Source organism: Pseudomonas sp. XK-1 (assembly GCF_038069885.1).
Taxonomy (GTDB): domain Bacteria; phylum Pseudomonadota; class Gammaproteobacteria; order Pseudomonadales; family Pseudomonadaceae; genus Aquipseudomonas.
This window is the reverse complement of the sequence record NZ_JBBPES010000001.1, coordinates 834,397-851,852: the sequence shown is the minus strand read 5'-3', so window position 1 is coordinate 851,852 and position 17,456 is coordinate 834,397. Positions and strand designations below refer to the sequence as shown.

Annotated in this window: 13 protein-coding genes and 1 pseudogene; 11 read left to right on the top strand and 3 right to left on the bottom strand. The window is 63.8% G+C overall.

Features of this window, described 5'->3' with window-relative positions; genetic code table 11:
- Nucleotides 1-36 precede the first annotated feature (36 nt).
- The 3 genes from WMW70_RS03790 to WMW70_RS03780 all read left to right on the top strand — a co-directional run bounded on the left by WMW70_RS03790 (nucleotide 37) and on the right by WMW70_RS03780 (nucleotide 3,765).
- Nucleotides 37-648 carry a LysE/ArgO family amino acid transporter gene (locus WMW70_RS03790; protein WP_341436157.1) on the top strand — a complete coding sequence of 204 codons (612 nt, stop codon included), beginning with the start codon at nucleotides 37-39 and terminating at the stop codon, nucleotides 646-648.
- A gap of 176 nt (nucleotides 649-824) precedes the next feature.
- The gene (gene sodB, locus WMW70_RS03785; protein WP_341436156.1) at nucleotides 825-1,406 is read left to right on the top strand and encodes a superoxide dismutase [Fe]; all 582 of its coding nucleotides are present in this window, start codon (nucleotides 825-827) and stop codon (nucleotides 1,404-1,406) included.
- Nucleotides 1,407-1,701: 295 nt separating this feature from the next.
- Entirely contained in the window at nucleotides 1,702-3,765 is a 2,064-nt protein-coding gene (locus tag WMW70_RS03780; protein ID WP_341436155.1) for a putative bifunctional diguanylate cyclase/phosphodiesterase, read from the top strand.
- Between the two features lie 63 nt (nucleotides 3,766-3,828).
- Here WMW70_RS03780 and WMW70_RS03775 read toward each other — a convergent pair whose 3' ends face one another.
- A complete protein-coding gene (locus WMW70_RS03775; protein ID WP_445942094.1) occupies nucleotides 3,829-4,725 on the bottom strand; it encodes a GIDE domain-containing protein in 897 nt (298 codons plus the stop codon).
- A 3-nt stretch (nucleotides 4,726-4,728) separates the two neighbouring features.
- Nucleotides 4,729-5,301 carry a LemA family protein gene (locus WMW70_RS03770; RefSeq protein ID WP_341436154.1) on the bottom strand — a complete coding sequence of 191 codons (573 nt, stop codon included), beginning with the start codon at nucleotides 5,299-5,301 and terminating at the stop codon, nucleotides 4,729-4,731.
- A 203-nt stretch (nucleotides 5,302-5,504) separates the two neighbouring features.
- On the opposite strand from WMW70_RS03770, the gene WMW70_RS03765 reads away from it, so the two are divergent.
- The 8 genes and pseudogenes from WMW70_RS03765 (at nucleotide 5,505) to WMW70_RS03735 (ending at nucleotide 17,055) form a co-directional block, all read left to right on the top strand.
- The gene (locus WMW70_RS03765; RefSeq protein ID WP_341436153.1) at nucleotides 5,505-6,842 is read left to right on the top strand and encodes an imelysin family protein; all 1,338 of its coding nucleotides are present in this window, start codon (nucleotides 5,505-5,507) and stop codon (nucleotides 6,840-6,842) included.
- Between the two features lie 407 nt (nucleotides 6,843-7,249).
- A complete protein-coding gene (locus tag WMW70_RS03760; protein ID WP_341436152.1) occupies nucleotides 7,250-8,665 on the top strand; it encodes a di-heme oxidoreductase family protein in 1,416 nt (471 codons plus the stop codon).
- Nucleotides 8,666-8,675: 10 nt separating this feature from the next.
- Nucleotides 8,676-9,737, top strand: a complete 1,062-nt coding sequence (locus WMW70_RS03755) for an imelysin family protein (RefSeq protein WP_341436151.1) — start codon at nucleotides 8,676-8,678, stop codon at nucleotides 9,735-9,737.
- Nucleotides 9,738-9,746: 9 nt separating this feature from the next.
- Nucleotides 9,747-10,853, top strand: coding sequence for a DUF1513 domain-containing protein (locus tag WMW70_RS03750; protein WP_445942107.1), 1,107 nt, complete (start codon nucleotides 9,747-9,749; stop codon nucleotides 10,851-10,853).
- Nucleotides 10,854-10,986: 133 nt separating this feature from the next.
- Nucleotides 10,987-11,727: pseudogene (locus WMW70_RS22030) on the top strand (methyl-accepting chemotaxis protein); the annotation flags it as partial.
- Nucleotides 11,728-11,892: 165 nt separating this feature from the next.
- On the top strand, nucleotides 11,893-12,660 hold the full coding sequence (locus WMW70_RS22025; RefSeq protein ID WP_445942106.1) for a methyl-accepting chemotaxis protein: 768 nt from the start codon (nucleotides 11,893-11,895) through the stop codon (nucleotides 12,658-12,660).
- Nucleotides 12,661-12,850: 190 nt separating this feature from the next.
- The gene (locus WMW70_RS03740) at nucleotides 12,851-13,981 is read left to right on the top strand and encodes an efflux RND transporter periplasmic adaptor subunit (protein WP_341436148.1); all 1,131 of its coding nucleotides are present in this window, start codon (nucleotides 12,851-12,853) and stop codon (nucleotides 13,979-13,981) included.
- Nucleotides 13,982-14,007: 26 nt separating this feature from the next.
- Nucleotides 14,008-17,055 (top strand): multidrug efflux RND transporter permease subunit, encoded by a 3,048-nt coding sequence (locus tag WMW70_RS03735; protein WP_341436147.1) that lies wholly within the window; start codon nucleotides 14,008-14,010, stop codon nucleotides 17,053-17,055.
- Nucleotides 17,056-17,156: 101 nt separating this feature from the next.
- Here the strand turns inward: WMW70_RS03735 and WMW70_RS03730 are convergent, their stop codons facing one another.
- Nucleotides 17,157-17,381, bottom strand: a complete 225-nt coding sequence (locus tag WMW70_RS03730) for a hypothetical protein (protein WP_341436146.1) — start codon at nucleotides 17,379-17,381, stop codon at nucleotides 17,157-17,159.
- Between the last annotated feature and the right edge of the window lie 75 nt (nucleotides 17,382-17,456).

Below are 17,456 nucleotides of genomic sequence, written 5' to 3'. Positions count from 1 at the left end.
CAGCAGACTGACCAGCATCGAGACAGGAGAACACCTATGTGGCAAAGCTACAGCAATGGATTACTGATCGCCGCCGGGCTGATCATCGCCCTCGGCGCGCAGAATGCCTTCGTCCTGGCGCAAAGCCTGCGCCGCGAACATCACCTGCCGGTGGCGCTGCTCTGTGTGGTCTGCGATGCCCTACTGGTCACCGCCGGGGTGTTCGGCCTGGCTGCCGTCCTGGCGCAGAGCCCGATTCTGCTGGGCGTGGCGCGCTGGGGTGGCGCGGCCTTTCTGCTCTGGTATGGCACCCAGGCGCTGCTGCGCGCCAGTCGCCCGCAGGCACTGAACGAGCTGACCCAGACCGGCCCCCGCTCGCGCCGCGCGGTGCTGCTGGCGGCCCTGGCCGTCACCCTGCTCAACCCCCACGTCTACCTGGACACCGTGCTGCTGATCGGCTCGCTCGGTGCGCAGCAGCCGGTGCCCGGTGCCTATGCTCTGGGGGCGGCCAGTGCTTCATTGATGTGGTTCTTCTGCCTGGCACTCGGCGCGGCCTGGCTCGCGCCCTGGTTGGCGCGACCAAGCACCTGGCGCTTTATCGATCTGGGCGTGGCCTTGATGATGTTCAGCATTGCCTGGCAGCTGCTGAACAACCCCGGCATGCTCTAAAACGGCCCTGCTGCAACATGCCGAGGAGGTTTTCCACACAGTTGCCGCGTGTTTAAGGTGCAGTGCCGGTGCTATGATCCGGGGCTTGCGGCGCAAAGAGATAACTCACGCCGCTTGGATAGCCGCCCGTGATCGGCTTCGCGCACACCGCACCTGACCTGATTAGGAGATAAACCATGGCTTTCGAATTGCCGCCGCTGCCCTACGCTCATGACGCCCTGCAGCCGCATATTTCCAAGGAAACCTTGGAATACCACCACGACAAGCACCACAACACCTACGTCGTGAACCTGAACAACCTGGTCCCAGGCACCGAGTTCGAAGGCAAAACCCTGGAAGAGATCGTCAAGACCTCCTCGGGCGGCATCTTCAACAACGCTGCCCAGGTCTGGAATCACACCTTCTACTGGAACTGCCTGGCCCCCAACGCCGGTGGCCAGCCGACCGGTGCCCTGGCTGACGCGATCAACGCCGCCTTCGGTTCCTTCGACAAGTTCAAGGAAGAGTTCAGCAAGGTTTCCATCGGCACCTTCGGTTCCGGCTGGGGCTGGCTGGTGAAAAAGGCCGACGGTTCCCTGGCTCTGGCCAGCACCATCGGTGCCGGCTGCCCGCTGACCAGCGGCGACACCCCGCTGCTGACCTGCGACGTATGGGAACACGCCTACTACATCGACTACCGCAACATGCGTCCAAAGTATGTTGAGGCTTTCTGGAACCTGGTCAACTGGGACTTCGTAGCGAAAAACTACGCCGCCTAAGCACCACGTTGCAGCCTGAAAACCCGGCCATCTGGCCGGGTTTTCACGTATCAGGCTGTGCGTTTCTGCCCCCTCCGCTACCTCGCTCGCCCCTGGGCAAATAAACCTCACGACTCAAGTCCCACGACAGGGCTGCCGATACGATTCCGAGTCCTTGTCGCTTCGGCACAACACGGCTCCAGCTGCGGCTGCAGAGTGCGCAACAAACTTTGCTAATGGCCCTTTGACTGCAAGCGCGACTTTGCCAATACTCAGTAGCGTCTGACGCCTAAGGCCTCGAACAAGGAACCACCACTTGAAGCTGGAACTCAAGAACAGCTTGTCCCTGAAACTGCTGCGCGTGGTACTGCTCTCGGCGCTGATCGTTGGGGTAGTTCTGAGCTGCGCGCAGATCATCTTCGACGCCTACAAGACACGCCAGGCCGTGGCCAACGATGCCCAGCGCATTCTCGGCATGTTCCGCGACCCCTCGACACAGGCGGTGTACAGCCTGGACCGTGAGATGGGTATGCAGGTCATCGAAGGGCTGTTCCAGCACGAGTCGGTGCGCGTTGCCGCCATCGGCCACCCGAACGAACCCATGCTGGCGGAAAAATCCCGCGACCAGGTCGACATACCGACCCGCTGGCTGACCGACCCGATCCTTGGCAAGGAACAGAACTTCACCACCCAGCTGGTCGGCCGCGGTCCCTACAGCGAGTACTACGGCGACCTCAGCATCACCCTCGACACCGCCCCCTACGGCGAGAGCTTTGTCACCAACTCGGTGATCATCTTTATCTCCGGCGTGCTGCGCGCCCTGGCCATGGGCCTGGTGCTCTATCTGGTCTATCACTGGCTGCTGACCAAGCCGCTGTCGAAAATCATCGAGCACCTGACCAGCATCAACCCCGACCGGCCCAGCGAACACAAACTGCCGATGCTCAAGGGCAACGAGAAGAACGAACTGGGCTTGTGGATCAACACCGCCAACCAGCTGCTTTCCTCCATCGAGCGCAACACCCATCTGCGCCGCGAAGCGGAAAACAGCCTGCTGCGCATGGCTCAGTACGACTTCCTCACCGGTCTGCCGAACCGCCAGCAGCTGCAGCAACAGCTCGACCAGATTCTCGAAGACGCCGGCCGCCTGCAACGCCGGGTCGCGGTGCTGTGCGTCGGCCTGGACGACTTCAAGGGCATCAACGAGCAGTTCAGCTACCAGACCGGCGACCAGTTGCTGCTGGCCCTGTCCGACCGCCTGCGCGGTCACAGCGGCCGCCTCGGGGCCCTGGCCCGACTGGGCGGCGACCAGTTCGCCCTGGTCCAGGCTGACATCGAACAACCCTACGAGGCCGCCGAACTGGCCCAGAGCGTGCTCGACGACCTCGATACGCCCTTTATGCTGGACAACCAGGAAGTACGCCTGCGCGCCACCATCGGCATCACCCTGTTCCCGGAAGACGGCGACAGCACCGAGAAGCTGCTGCAGAAAGCCGAACAGACCATGACCCTGGCCAAAAGCCGTTCGCGCAACCGCTACCAGTTCTATATCGCCAGCGTCGACAGCGAGATGCGCCGCCGCCGTGAACTGGAAAAGGACCTGCGTGAGGCCCTGGCACTCGACCAGCTGCATCTGGTCTACCAGCCCCAGGTGGATTACCGCGACCACAGCGTGGTCGGCGTCGAAGCGCTGTTGCGCTGGCAGCACCCTCAGCACGGCATGGTCCCACCCGACCTGTTTATCCCTCTGGCCGAGCAGAACGGCACCATTATTGCCATCGGCGAATGGATTCTCGACCAGACCTGCCGCCAGCTGCGCGAATGGCACGATCAGGGTTTCAGCGAACTGCGCATGGCGGTCAACCTGTCCACCGTGCAACTGCACCACTCGGAGCTGCCGCGGGTGGTCAACAACCTGATGCAGATCTACCGCCTGCCGCCGCGCAGCCTGGAACTGGAAGTCACCGAAACCGGCCTGATGGAAGACATCAACACCGCCGCCCAGCATCTACTCAGCCTGCGCCGCTCCGGGGCACTGATCGCCATCGACGACTTCGGCACCGGCTACTCCTCGCTGAGCTACCTCAAGAGCCTGCCGCTGGACAAGATCAAGATCGACAAGAGCTTCGTCCAGGACCTGCTGGACGACGAAGACGACGCCACCATCGTGCGCGCCATCATCCAGCTGGGTAAGAGCCTGGGCATGCAGGTGATCGCCGAAGGGGTGGAGACCCTCGAGCAGGAGGCCTACATCATTGCTCAGGGCTGCAACGAAGGTCAGGGCTACCTCTACAGCAAGCCCTTGCCGGCCCGCGAGCTGACCGGCTACCTCAAGCAGGCCCGCCGCCTCAGCATCGCGGCCAACCCCGCCACGCTGTAGAAGCATCAAACAGGTAGGGTGCGCACAGCGCCCCCTGCTGGGCAAGCTCAGCAGGCAACGGCGTTAAACCTGCTGCACCCCCAGCAACCAGGCCATGGCCAGCGCCCCCAGGATGCACAACACGGCCCCGCCAGCGGCCTGCCAGTAAAACTGGCGCACCAGTTCATCCTCCCCCGCACAGGACAGCACGAAAGGCTGGGCTTCGCCGGGTTTGGCCAGATGGTGCTGCGCGGGCCGGGCGCTTTGGCGGCGATGTCGGTCTTCGGCCTCCAGGCTCGCCGCCAGACGCACCCGCTGCCATTCCCGCTCATCCAGCTGACCATTACCGTCGCTGTCGAAACGCTGCAGCAAGCCGGCAAAGTCGCCCTTCCACTCACGAATCACCGCCCCCTTGGCCGCCGCCAGATCCAGACCCTGACGGCCACCGCCGTCACTGCGGAAAGCGCCGATGGCATACAGCGGCTGGCCGGCCTGCAGGCGCTCTTCGCTGTAACGATAGCGCTTGCCGCTGGAGAACAGCGCACTCCAGCCAGTTTTCGGCGGACCCAGGGGGTGACGCAGATGCCCCTGCCAGACCACCCGGGTGGCCGGGCGCACCTCGGCCCCGCGGGGATCGATCAGGCAACTGCCCGTGCCGTCAGTCAGGCCCAGCCAGGCTTCGCTGCTGCCGCTTTCCAGAGTGCGCCAACTGCGGTTTTTGCCGCTGGAGCGGTATTCCTCGATCCGGTAGCGCCACCACAGGCAGGGCGTACCGGTCAGCGGGGCGCTCAGCTGCGCCTCTGCCGTCTCCTGAAGAATGCCGTAGAACTCGACGTAGCCCTGGGCCGCCGAACGGATCTTCGAGGTCGGGGTATCGAGCAGGTGCCTGGCCTGGGAGAAACGCCGGACAAACCACCAGCCGCCGCCCGCTGTTGCCGCGACGCTGCATGCCAGGCCGATAACCTGGGCCTGAATCTCCACGACCTAGCCGAACAGGGTCTTGAGGTCGACATCGGCCTTTTCCGCGTCGCTGAACTCCAGCAACACCGCCTCCTTGAAGGCGAATAGCCGGGCGATCAGCACATCGGGGAATTGCTCGATACGCACGTTGTTGAGATTGACCGCCTCGTTGTACAGCTCGCGACGGTCGGCAATGCCGTTTTCCAGACCACTGATGCGCTGCTGCAGGTGCTGAAAGCTCTGATTGGCCTTCAGCTCCGGATAGTTCTCCGCCAGGGCGAACAACTGGCCGAGGCCGGCGCGCAAACCGCTTTCGGCCTTGCCCAGCGCGCCCATATCGGTCTTTTCCCGGGCACTGGCCACCGCCTGCCGGGCGGCGACCACCCGCTCCAGGGTGGTGCGTTCATGCTGCATATATTGCTTGCAGGTCTCGACCAGCTTGGGCAGCTCCTCATGGCGCTGCTTGAGCAGTACATCGATATTCGCCCAGGCCTTGCTGACTCCGTGCTTCAGGCGCACCAGGGCGTTGTAGAGCACCACCGCGTAAGCAGCCGCGAGGATCAGAATAACGACAATGGCGACGCTGGTAAGGCTCATGCAGGACTCCCCTGGGGCTGTGGATGGCATCTGTGCTGGCATTTTAGCCTCATCCCTGACGAGCAAAGCGGAGCCGGCTCACGGCTTTGGATAAAACTCGGCGCAGCAACCCTTTGCACAAAATGCAAATCTTTCGCATTATGTTTCGGTTTCTAGCGCTCGCGATCCGAGCGCGCTTCATTTATCTCGTAAAGGACTCCGTCATGCTTCGTATGCCCCTGGCTACCGCCAGCCTGCTTGCTATCGCCATTTCCCTCGCCGGCTGCGGCGAAGACAAAGCCCCGGCCAGCCAGGCCGCCGCTCCAGCAGCCCCTGCCGCCAGCAGCGCTCCGGTCGCGGCCGCCAGCCAGGTCGATGAAGCTGCCGCCAAGGCCGTGGTCAGCCACTATGCCGACCTGGCCCTGGCCGTGTTCAGCGACGCCGCCAGCACCGGTAAAACCCTGCAAGGCGCAATCGATGCCCTGCTCGTCAACCCGAATGAGGACACCCTGAAAGGTGCCCGCGAAGCCTGGCTGGCGGCCCGCGTGCCCTATATGCAGAGCGAAGTATTCCGCTTCGGCAACGCCGTGGTCGACGATTGGGAAGGCCAGCTCAACGCCTGGCCGCTGGACGAAGGCCTGATCGACTACGTCGCCCAGGACTACCAGCACGCCCTGGGCAACCCGGGAGCGCAGGCCAATATCGTCGCCAACAGCGAACTGCAGGTCGGCGAAGACAAGCTCGACGTCAGCACCATCACCCCGGAACTGCTGGCCAGCCTGAACGAACTGGGCGGCTCCGAAGCCAACGTCGCCACCGGCTACCACGCCATCGAATTCCTCCTCTGGGGCCAGGACCTGAACGGCAGCGGCCCGGGTGCCGGCGAGCGTCCAGCCAGCGACTTCGTCGTGGGCGAAGGTGCCACCGGCGGCAACAACGAGCGCCGTCGCGCCTTCCTCCAGGCCGCCGCCCAGTTGCTGGTCAGCGACCTCGATGCAATGGTCGTGCAGTGGCAAGCCGGCAATGCCGACAACTACCGCGCCAAACTGGAAGCCGAATCGGGCGAAAACGGCCTGCGCAAGATGCTGTTCGGCATGGGCAGCCTGTCCCTCGGCGAACTGGCCGGCGAGCGCATGAAGGTCGCGCTGGAAGCCAACTCCACCGAAGACGAGCACGACTGCTTCAGCGACAACACCCACAACTCGCACTTCTACAACGGCAAGGGTATTCGCAACGTCTACCTGGGCGAGTACAAGAAGGTCGACGGCAGCACCCTGAGCGGCCCGAGCCTGTCGTCGCTGGTGGCCAAGGTTGACGCCGCCGCTGACAGTACCCTGAAGGCCGACCTCGAAGCCACTGAAGGCAAACTGCAGGCTCTGGTCGACAGCGCGGGCAACGGCAAGCACTTCGATCAGCTGATCGCTGCCGAAAACGCCGAAGGCCAGCAGATCGTCCGTGACGCCATCGCCGCCCTGGTCAAGCAGACCGGTGCAATCGAGCAGGCCGCCGGCAAGCTGGGTATCAGTGATCTCAATCCGGATACCGCTGACCACAGCTTCTAAGCACGACGCTGCGCAACAGCAGCGAAACGCCCAGGCCGCGACTCTCCAGTAGAGCCGCGGCTTTTTTGTGGCTAAGCAGGATGCGCCGTGCGCACCGAGGCTGGCTGCAGATTCTTGATGCGCACCAGCGCCAACACCGGTGCCGCAATAGACGCCTGGTGCGCATAGCGCACCCTACCGATTGCGGTCGCGGCAAACTTCCCCAGCCCCCATGCAACACGCAATAAATACATAGCCCGCTTCCAGCCACGGCTTCGGGACCGTCGCTACGCTGATGCCAGCAATCGTTCCCGGCGACTCTTATAACCTGCGACCTTTAGCCACCGCTGGTAATACAAATCCGTCTTATTTAAATTCACTTACACTGTTAAGATCCCGGCCTGACTGTTCTGCCCGGATTCCCGTTCATGCCCGCCCCGCTCCATCGTCTGCTGCTGTTATGCCTCGCTCTGGGCGTAAGTGCCTGTGATCAGGCCCCGCGCTTTACCCAGGCAGAGCCCGGCGAAGCCCTGTCCGCCGGCAGCGCCACGGTGTTCAAGCACGACCAAAATGCCTTCTCCCTGCCCTCAGCCAATCTGTCGCCCTCACGCCGCCTGGATTTCAGCGTCGGCAACAGTTTCTTTCGCAACCCCTGGGTCACCGCACCCGCCACCACCACTGCGCGTGACGGTCTCGGTCCGCTGTTCAACACCAACGGCTGCCAGAACTGCCATATCAAGGACGGCCGCGGCCATCCTCCGCAGCCCGACGCCCTGAGTTCGGTGTCGATGCTGGTGCGTCTGTCGATCCCGGCCGGCAGTGAACACGCGCAGATCATCGAGCGCCTCGGCGTGCTCGCCGAACCCATCTACGGCGGCCAGCTGCAGGATATGGCCAACCCGGGCGTAGCGCCCGAGGGCAAGGTACGGGTCAGCTACAGCACGCAGCAGGTCAGCCTTGCCGATGGCACACAGGTCGATCTGCGCAAGCCCAGCCTGGAAATCAGCCAGCTCGGCTATGGCGACCTGCATCCCGACACGCTGTTTTCCGCCCGTATTGCCCCGCCGATGATCGGCCTGGGCCTGCTCGAAGCCATTCCCGAAGCCACCATCCTGGCCAATGCCGACCCCGAAGACAGCAATGGCGATGGCATCTCCGGGCGCGCCAACCAGGTCTGGGACCGCGCCGGGCAGCGCACAATGCTTGGCCGCTTCGGCTGGAAGGCCGGCCAACCCAGCCTCAACCAGCAGAACGCCGAAGCCTTTGCCAACGACATGGGCCTGACCAGCACGCTGGTGGCCCATGACAACTGCACAACGGCGCAGACCGACTGCCGCGGCGCGCCCCACGGCGGCGAGCCCGAGGTCAGCGACAACATCCTCGCCAGCGTGCTGTTCTACAGTCGCAACCTGGGCGTACCGGCGCGCCGCGAGGTCGCCGCGCCGCAGGTGCTCAAGGGCAAGGGCCTGTTCCTCCAGGCTGGCTGTCAGGGCTGTCATACCCCGCAGTTCACCACCGCCGCCGACGCTGCCGAGCCGGAATTGGCCAACCAGTTGATTCGCCCCTATAGCGATCTGCTGCTGCATGACATGGGCGCAGGCCTGGCCGACAACCGTCCGGAGTTTCTCGCCAGTGGCCGCGAATGGCGCACCCCGCCGTTGTGGGGCATCGGTCTGACCGAGACCGTCAGCGGCCACACCCAGTTCCTGCACGACGGCCGCGCGCGCAACCTGCTGGAGGCCATTCTCTGGCACGGCGGCGAAGCCGAAGCGGCCAAGCAACAGGTGCTGACATTCAATGCCGAGGAGCGCGCCGCGCTGCTGGCTTTTCTGAATTCGTTGTAAGGAGCCGCAGATGATTCGCTCACCCCTCACGCTCGCCCTGCTCGGTCTGACCTTGGTCGGCTGTACCCCAGCCGACCCGCAGCAAGCCGTCAGCAGCGCCCTCGTCGACGGCGTACTGCTGCCGATCTACAGCACCTGGAGCGAGGCTGACCGCCAACTGGCCGCCAGCGGCCAGGCCTTCTGCGCCGGCCAGCAGAACCTGGCGGACGCGCGCCTGGCCTTTGCCAGCGCGCAAAGCACCTGGGCCGCCCTGCAACCAGCCCTGCTCGGCCCGCTGGCAGAGGGCAATCGCGCCTGGCAGGTGCAGTTCTGGCCGGACAAGAAGAACCTGGTGGCGCGCCAGGTCGAAGCCCTGCTCAACAGCAAGCCCGAGCTGACCCCTGCCGACCTGGATAAATCCAGCGTGGTGGTGCAAGGCCTGACCGCCTATGAATACCTGCTGTTCGACCCGGCCATCGACCTCAATGTCGCCGAGCAGAAGGCCCGCTACTGTCCGCTGATCGTCGCCATCGGCGAGCATCAGCGGGTGCTCGCCGCCGATGTGCTGAGCCAGTGGCAAGCCGAGGACGGCATGGCCGCGCAACTGACCAGCGTCCCCAACGCGCGCTACGCCGAAGCCGCCGAGGCCGTGGCCGATATCCTGCGCACCCAGGTCAGCGCCATCGACGGCCTGAAGAAGAAACTCGGTACCCCGCTCGGCCGCCAGAGCAAAGGCCAGCCTCAGCCCTATCAGGCCGAAGCCTGGCGCAGCAAGGCCAGCCTGGCCAACCTCGCCGCCAGCCTGGCCAGCGCCGAACGCATCTGGCTGGGTGCCGAGCAGGATGGCATCCAGGCGCTGCTCGGCAGTGATCAAGCCGGGCTGCAACAGCGCATCAACGCCGCTTACAGCGACACCCGCCAGCGCCTGACTGCGATCCAGCGCCCGCTCGGCGAACTGCTTAGCGACGAAGCCGGTCGCGCCGAGCTCAACGCGCTGTATGACAGCCTCGACGCCCTGCACCGCCTGCACGAAGCCGAGCTGGCGAAGGTGCTGGGGATTCAGCTGGGCTTTAACTCCCATGACGGCGACTGAACCATGCAGATAAATCGTCGCGCCTTTCTCGGCCTGAGCGCCGCCGTGGCCACTACGGCACTGGCCGCCGGCGCATACGCTGGCTGGACGCTGCTGCACAACGGCCCGCAGCCGCTGCTGCTGTCGGCGCGCAACGACAGCGCCGGCAAGCACTTCGCGGTGGGCTACCGACTGGATGGCAGCCAGGTCTTTGCCACCCAGGTCAGCGAACGCTGCCACGATGTTATCGGCCATCCGTTTCTACCGATGGCGCTGTTCGTCGGCCGCCGCCCCAGCACCCAGAGCTACCTGATCGACACCCGCGCCGGCCGCCTGCTGCAAACAGTCAACTCACCCAAACAGCGCCACTTCTACGGCCATGCCGTGTTCCACAAGGACGGCGAATGGCTGTACGCCACCGAGAATGACACCTCCGATCCCGGGCGCGGCGTACTCGGCGTCTATAGCCTGCAAGGTGAACAACTGCTGCGCAGCAGCGAACTGTCGACCCACGGTATCGGGCCGCACCAGCTGCTCTGGCTGCCAGACGGCGAAACCCTGGCAGTGGCCAACGGCGGCATCCGCACCGAAGCCGACAGCCGGGTGGAAATGAACCTCGACGCAATGGAGTCCAGCCTGGTGCTGCTGCGCCGCGACGGCAGCCTGATCAGCAAAGAGCAGCTGCCCGAACGGATGAACAGCGTGCGGCATATGGCCGTGGCCGGCGACGGCACTATCGTCAGTGGTCAGCAATATATGGGCGAGCTCAGCGATGCGGTGCCGCTGCTGGCGATCAAGCGCCCTGGCCAGCCCTTCCAGCATTTCCCGGTAGCGGACGCGCAGCGCCAGCTGATGAACCAGTACACCGCCAGCGTGGCGATCCACAGCGAGCTGCGCCTGCTCGCCTTGACCGCGCCGCGCGGCAACCGGGTGTTTATCTGGGACCTGGACAGCGCCGAGCTGCGCCTGGATGCCCCCCTGGCCGACTGCGCCGGAGTGGGCGCGGTGGCCGAAGGCTTTGTGGTCAGCAGCGGCATGGGCCGTTGCCGCCTGTACGACTGCCGCAGCGCCCAGATCAGCAGCCAGCCGCTGCAACTGCCTGCGGGCCTGTGGGACAACCACTTGCGCCTGGTCTAAACGCCCGCCTCCAAGCCTGTAACACCCCTGCGGCAGGCTAAAGAACGCCGCCGCAGAGCCGATCTATACTCCCGTCTAGCCACTGCTTTCGGGCAGCCCGCTGCCAGCCGATAGGGATATTCGCAGACACGCCATGCGCGTCGCTGGCGTTCGCCATCTATCCACTCAGGGGCACCCACCCATGTTTCTGCAAAAATCCTTGCGCGCACAAATTCTCGCCCTGCTCGGTGGCAGCCTGGCACTGTTGCTGATCACCGCCCTGGCCTGCTTCAGCTTCCTCTCCGGCGGCATGCAGGCCTACCGCAGCCTGCTCGACGGCCCACTGGAGGCCTCACGCCTGGTCGATCAGGCCAATCTGGAATTCAAGATCCAGGTGCAGGAGTGGAAAAACGTATTGCTGCGCGGTGGCGACAAGGCGCAACTGGACAAGTACTGGAGCCAGTTCGAGGCCCAGGAACGCAAGGTGCAGGATGTGCTCGCGCACCTGACCACCCTGGCCGCCGACGATAACGCGCTCAGAGCCCAGGTCGAAGGTCTGCGCCAGGAGCACCAGAGCCTGGGCAGCAACTACCGCAAGGGCCGCGACGCCTTTCTCGCCGCCGGTGGCGATGCCAAGGTCGGCGATCAGGCGGTGTCCGGCATCGACCGCGGCACCAGCCAGCAGATGAACGAGTTGGTCGAGCAACTGCGCAACCAGAGCCAGCAGCAGGCCAGCCAGATCAATGCCGCGGCGGACCGCACCATCCTCTTCGGCACCCTGATCATGCTCGGGGCCAGCCTGATCGTCGCCCTGTTCAGCCTATGGCTGGTCAACCGCAACCTGATCAACCCGATCCGCGAGCTGATCACCCATATCGCCCAGCTCAGCCAGGGCAACTTTGGCAAACAAGTGGATGCCAGCCGCCAGGACGAACTGGGTCACCTGGCGGTGGCCGCGAATATCCTGCGCGACTTTCTGGCCGACACCTTTAGCCGCCTGAAACGCAGCACCACCGACCTCGACAGCGCCAGCAGCGAACTCAACGCCATCGCCAACCTGATGGCCCAGGGCACCCGCGAGCAGTTCTCGCGCACCGACCAGGCGGCCACCGCCATGCATGAAATGTCCGCCACCGCCCAGGAAGTCGCGCGCCACGCCGCCGAGGCGGCGAATGCCGCAGACGATGCCGACAACGCCGCACGCCAGGGCGAAACGGTCATGCAGGCGACCATCAAGACCATCACCGATATTCGCGGTGAGATCAGCAACACCTCGGAGGTGATTCGCCGCCTGGAAGCCGACAGTGGGCGCATCGGCAAGGTGCTGGAAGTGATCCGCGGCATCGCCGAACAGACCAACCTGCTAGCCCTCAACGCCGCCATCGAGGCCGCCCGGGCCGGCGAGCAGGGCCGCGGCTTTGCCGTGGTGGCCGACGAAGTGCGCACCCTGGCCCAGCGCACCGCCGAGTCCACCGCAGAGATCCACCAGATCATCGACACCGTGCAAACCGGTGCGGTGAATGCGGTACGTGCCATCGAGAGCGGCCAGCAGCGTAGCGAGGAAGGCGTGACCCAGGTCAACGAAGCCGGTGCCACCCTGCAGCTGATCACAGGGGCAGTGGAGGCGATCCGCGATATGAACCGGCAGATCGCCACCGCCGCCGAGGAGCAGACCTCGGTAGCCGAAGACATCTCGCGCAACCTCACCGAGATCACCGCCATCGCCACCGCCAACCAGGAGCACGTAGAGCGCACCGCGGTCGCCGGGCAGAACCTGCACCTGCTTTCCGTCCAGCTCAGCGATGTGACCCAGCGCCTGAGTGCCTGAAGCCACACCGGCACCACAATAAAAATGCCAGCAAATGCTGGCATTTTGCTTAAAAAACACTTGATCAATCAGGCAACTTTTGCACCACATTGTGCTGTAAATGCGAATCTTTGACAGGCTTCTGCACGAGGATTAAGGTGCCCTTCTTGCCTATTCCCAGGCCCCATTTGCCCTGCCAAGGAACCGGAATATGTTGCTCCGCCGCATGCTGATCATGCTGGGCGTCGTGCTCCTCGTGGTACTCGCCCTCGCCGCCTACAAAGGCTTCTCCATCTACCAAGAAATCCAGATGTTCTCGGCCCCGCAGCCGGCCATCAACGTCGATGCCGCGACGGCCGAAGAACGCCCGTGGCAGGGTCGCCTGCCGGCCATCGGCACCCTGAAAGCCTTCCAGGGCGTCGACCTGACCGTGGAAGTCGGCGGTACCGTGCAACAGGTGCTGTTCCGCTCCGGCGAGCAGGTCACCCTGCAGCAGCCGCTGATCCAGATGGACAGCGATGTCGAGCAGGCCAGCCTGGCCACCGCCCAGGCCGAACTGGGCCTGGCACGGGTCGAGTTCGAGCGCGGGCGCAGCCTGATCAAGCGCCAGAGCATCTCGAAAAGCGAGTTCGACCGCCTCTCCGCCAGCCTGCAGAAGGCCAACGCCAGCGTTGCCCAGCTGCAGGCGCAACTGGCGAAGAAACGTATCCTCGCGCCATTTGCCGGCACCATCGGCATCCGCCAGGTCGATGTTGGTGACTACCTGTCCTCGGGCACCACCATCGCCACCCTGCAGGATCTGAGCAAGCTCTACGTCGACTTCTTCCTGCCGGAACAGGCGGTGCCCAAACTGGCTGTCGGCGTGCGCGTGCGCTTCAGCGTGGCGGCTTACCCGGACGAGGTGTTCGAGGGCGAAATCGCCGCGATCAACCCCAAGGTCGAAGACGCCACCCGCAACGTGCAGGTGCGCGCCATGCTGGTCAACCCGGAGAGCAAACTGCTGCCCGGCATGTTCGCCAACCTGGAAGTGCTGCTGCCCGGCGAGCAGAACCTGATCGTCGTACCGGAAACCGCCATCACCTACACCCTGTATGGCAACTCGGTGTACGTGATTGACGAGAAGAAAGGTGAAGACGGCCAGGTGGTCAAAGACGCCAAAGGCCAGGCCGAACTGGTGGTCGAGCGCCGCTTCGTCGACACCGGCGAGCGCCGCGAAGGCCAGGTAGTGATCAGCAAAGGCCTGCAGGCCGGTGAGCAGGTAGTGTCCGCCGGCCAGCTGAAGCTGGATAACGGTGCCCATGTCAGCATCGCCAACGCCCAGGCCAAGCCGAGCGCCGAGTAAGCGCGCTGGCGTAAAGGAACTTATTTATGGCTTTTACTGATCCCTTTATCCGTCGCCCGGTACTGGCGACCGTGGTCAGTCTGTTGATCATCCTGCTTGGCTTCCAGGCATTCAGCAAACTGACCATCCGCCAGTACCCGCAGATGGAAAACGCCCTGATCACGGTGACCACGGCTTACCCCGGGGCCAATGCCGAGACCATCCAGGGCTATATCACCCAGCCACTGCAGCAGAGTCTGGCCAGCGCCGACGGCATCGACTACATGACCTCGGTGAGCCGGCAGAATGTGTCGATCATCTCGATCTACGCGCGCATCGGTGCCAACAGCGACCGTCTTTTCACCGAACTGCTGGCCAAGGCCAACGAGGTGAAGAACCAGCTGCCGCAGGACGCCGAAGACCCGGTGCTGAGCAAGGAAGCCGCCGACTCCACGGCGCTGATGTACATCAGCTTCTACAGCGACGAGCTGTCCAACCCGCAGATCACCGACTACCTGTCGCGGGTGATCCAGCCCAAGCTGGCCACCCTGCCCGGCATGGCCGAGGCCGAGATCCTCGGCAATCAGGTGTTTGCCATGCGCCTGTGGCTCGACCCGGTGAAGATGGGTGCCTACGGCGTGACCGCCAGCGATGTGAATGAGGCGGTGCGCAAGTACAACTTCCTCGCTGCTGCGGGTGAAGTAAAAGGCGAGTACGTGGTCACCAGCATCAACGCCGAAACCGACCTCAAATCGGCCGAGGCCTTTGCTGCCATCCCGTTGAAGACAGTCGGCGACAGCCGCGTGCTGATCCGCGATGTGGCGCGGGTGGAAATGGGCGCGGAAAGCTACGACTCGATCAGCTCCTTCGATGGCACCCCCTCGGTGTACATCGCCATCAAGGGCACGCCGGGGGCCAACCCGCTGGACGTGATCAAGGAAGTGCGCAAGGTCATGCCGGACCTGGAAGCGCAGCTGCCACCCAACCTGAAAGTGTCCATCGCCTATGACGCCACGCTGTTTATTCAGGCCTCCATTGATGAGGTGGTGAAGACCCTGTTCGAAGCGGTGCTGATCGTCATCGTGGTGGTGTTCCTGTTCCTCGGCGCGTTCCGCTCGGTGCTGATCCCGGTAATCACCATCCCGCTGTCGATGATCGGCGTGCTGTTCTTTATGCAGCTGATGGGCTACTCGATCAACCTGCTGACCCTGCTGGCCATGGTCCTGGCCATCGGCCTGGTGGTGGACGACGCCATCGTCGTGGTGGAGAACATTCACCGGCATATCGAGGAAGGCAAAACGCCGTTCGATGCCGCCATCGAGGGTGCGCGGGAGATTGCCGTACCGGTGGTGTCGATGACCATCACCCTGGCGGCGGTCTACGCCCCTATCGGCTTCCTCGAAGGCCTCACGGGCGCGCTGTTCAAGGAGTTCGCCCTGACCCTGGCCGGCGCGGTGATCATCTCCGGCATCGTCGCCCTGACCCTGTCGCCGATGATGTGCGCCAAGCTGCTGCGTCATGACGAGAACCCATCGGGCCTGGCGCACAAGCTCGACCAGATCTTCGACAACCTCAAGCAGCGCTATCAGCGCGCCCTGCACGGCACCCTGGATACCCGCCCGGTGGTGCTGGTGTTTGCGCTGATCGTCATGTGCCTGATCCCGGTGCTGCTCAAGTTCACTAAAAGCGAACTGGCCCCGGAAGAAGACCAGGGCATCATCTTTATGATGGCCAGCGCGCCCCAGCCGACCAACCTGGAGTACCTGAACAAGTACACCGACGAGTTCGTGACCATCTTCAAGGAGTTCCCCGAGTACTACTCCTCGTTCCAGATCAACGGCTTCAACGGTGTGCAGTCGGGTATCGGCGGCTTTCTGATGACGCCGTGGGACCAACGCGAGCGCACTCAGATGGAGATTCTGCCGGAGGTGCAGGGTCGCCTGTCGCAGATCGCCGGGCTGCAGATATTCGGCTTCAACCTGCCGTCCTTGCCGGGTACCGGCGAGGGGCTGCCGTTCCAGTTCGTGATCAACACGCCCAACGACTACCAGTCGCTGCTGCAGGTGACCGAGCGGGTCAAGCAACGCGCGGTGGAATCCGGCAAGTTCGCCTTCCTCGACGTCGACCTGGCCTTCGACAAGCCGGAAGTGGTGGTGGAAATCGACCGCGAAAAAGCCGCGCAGATGGGTGTGTCGATGGAAGACCTCGGTCTGACCCTGGCCAGCCTGCTGGGTGAAGGCGAGATCAACCGTTTCACCATCGACGGGCGCAGCTACAAGGTGATTGCCCAGGTCGAGCGCGCGTATCGCGACAACCCGGAGTGGCTGGGCAGCTACTACGTGAAGAGCGAAAGCGGCGCGATGCTGGCCCTGTCGACGCTGGTCAAGGTCAGCGACCGCGCGCGGCCGACCCAGCTCAACCAGTTTCAGCAGCTCAACTCGGCAATCATCCAGGGCGTGCCCATCGTCAGCATGGGTGAAGCCGTCGATACCGTTACGCAGATCATGCTGGAGGAAGCACCGGCCGGTTACGCCTACGACTTCGCCGGTGCGTCACGCCAGCTGGTGCAGGAAGGCAACGCGCTGTACATCACCTTCGGCCTGGCCCTGGCGCTGATCTTCCTGGTGCTGGCGGCGCAGTTCGAGAGTTTCCGCGACCCGCTGGTGATCATGGTCACGGTGCCGTTGTCGATCTGTGGTGCGCTGATTCCGCTGTTCCTCGGCTTCTCCAGCATGAACATCTACACCCAGGTGGGCCTGGTGACGCTGATCGGACTGATCACCAAGCACGGCATCCTGATCGTCGAGTTCGCCAACCAGCTGCGCCGCGAGAAAGGCCTGTCGCGCCGTGAGGCAGTCGAAGAAGCGGCGGCGATTCGCCTGCGCCCGGTGCTGATGACCACCGCGGCGATGGTCTTCGGCATGGTGCCGTTGATCCTGGCAACCGGTGCCGGGGCGGTCAGCCGCTTCGACATCGGCCTGGTGATCGCCACCGGCATGTCGATCGGCACGCTGTTTACCCTGTTCGTGCTGCCGTGTGTGTACAGCCTGCTGGCGCAACCCGATGCGCAACCCACACCAGCCGAGGCGCACTGACAACAACGCCAGAAGCATTTTGCGGCAAGCCCGAAAGGGCGAAGTGCCCAACACGAAAAAGCCCTGCAATGCAGGGCTTTTTTACCACTGGCGCAGGCGGGTCAGCCTTGCGGGCCCTTGCCCTGCAACAGGCCGAACATAAACAGCAGCAGATCCTGATCCGGGCGCATAACCTTGTCCGTTTGTACTTTGGCCACTACAGGGCTGTAGCCCTGCTCGTCCGGGCTGATCACCTGGGTGCCCGGCTCATGCCAGGCCGCCGCTGCCAGCGACGCCACACTGAGTGCGCCGGCGAGAAACAAACCTCGTGCGATTTCTAACTTCATCACTGCAACCTCTTGATAGCGCTGCCAAACGCTGTTTGTTTAACCTAGATCACCGATGACCATTGCGTCGCACTT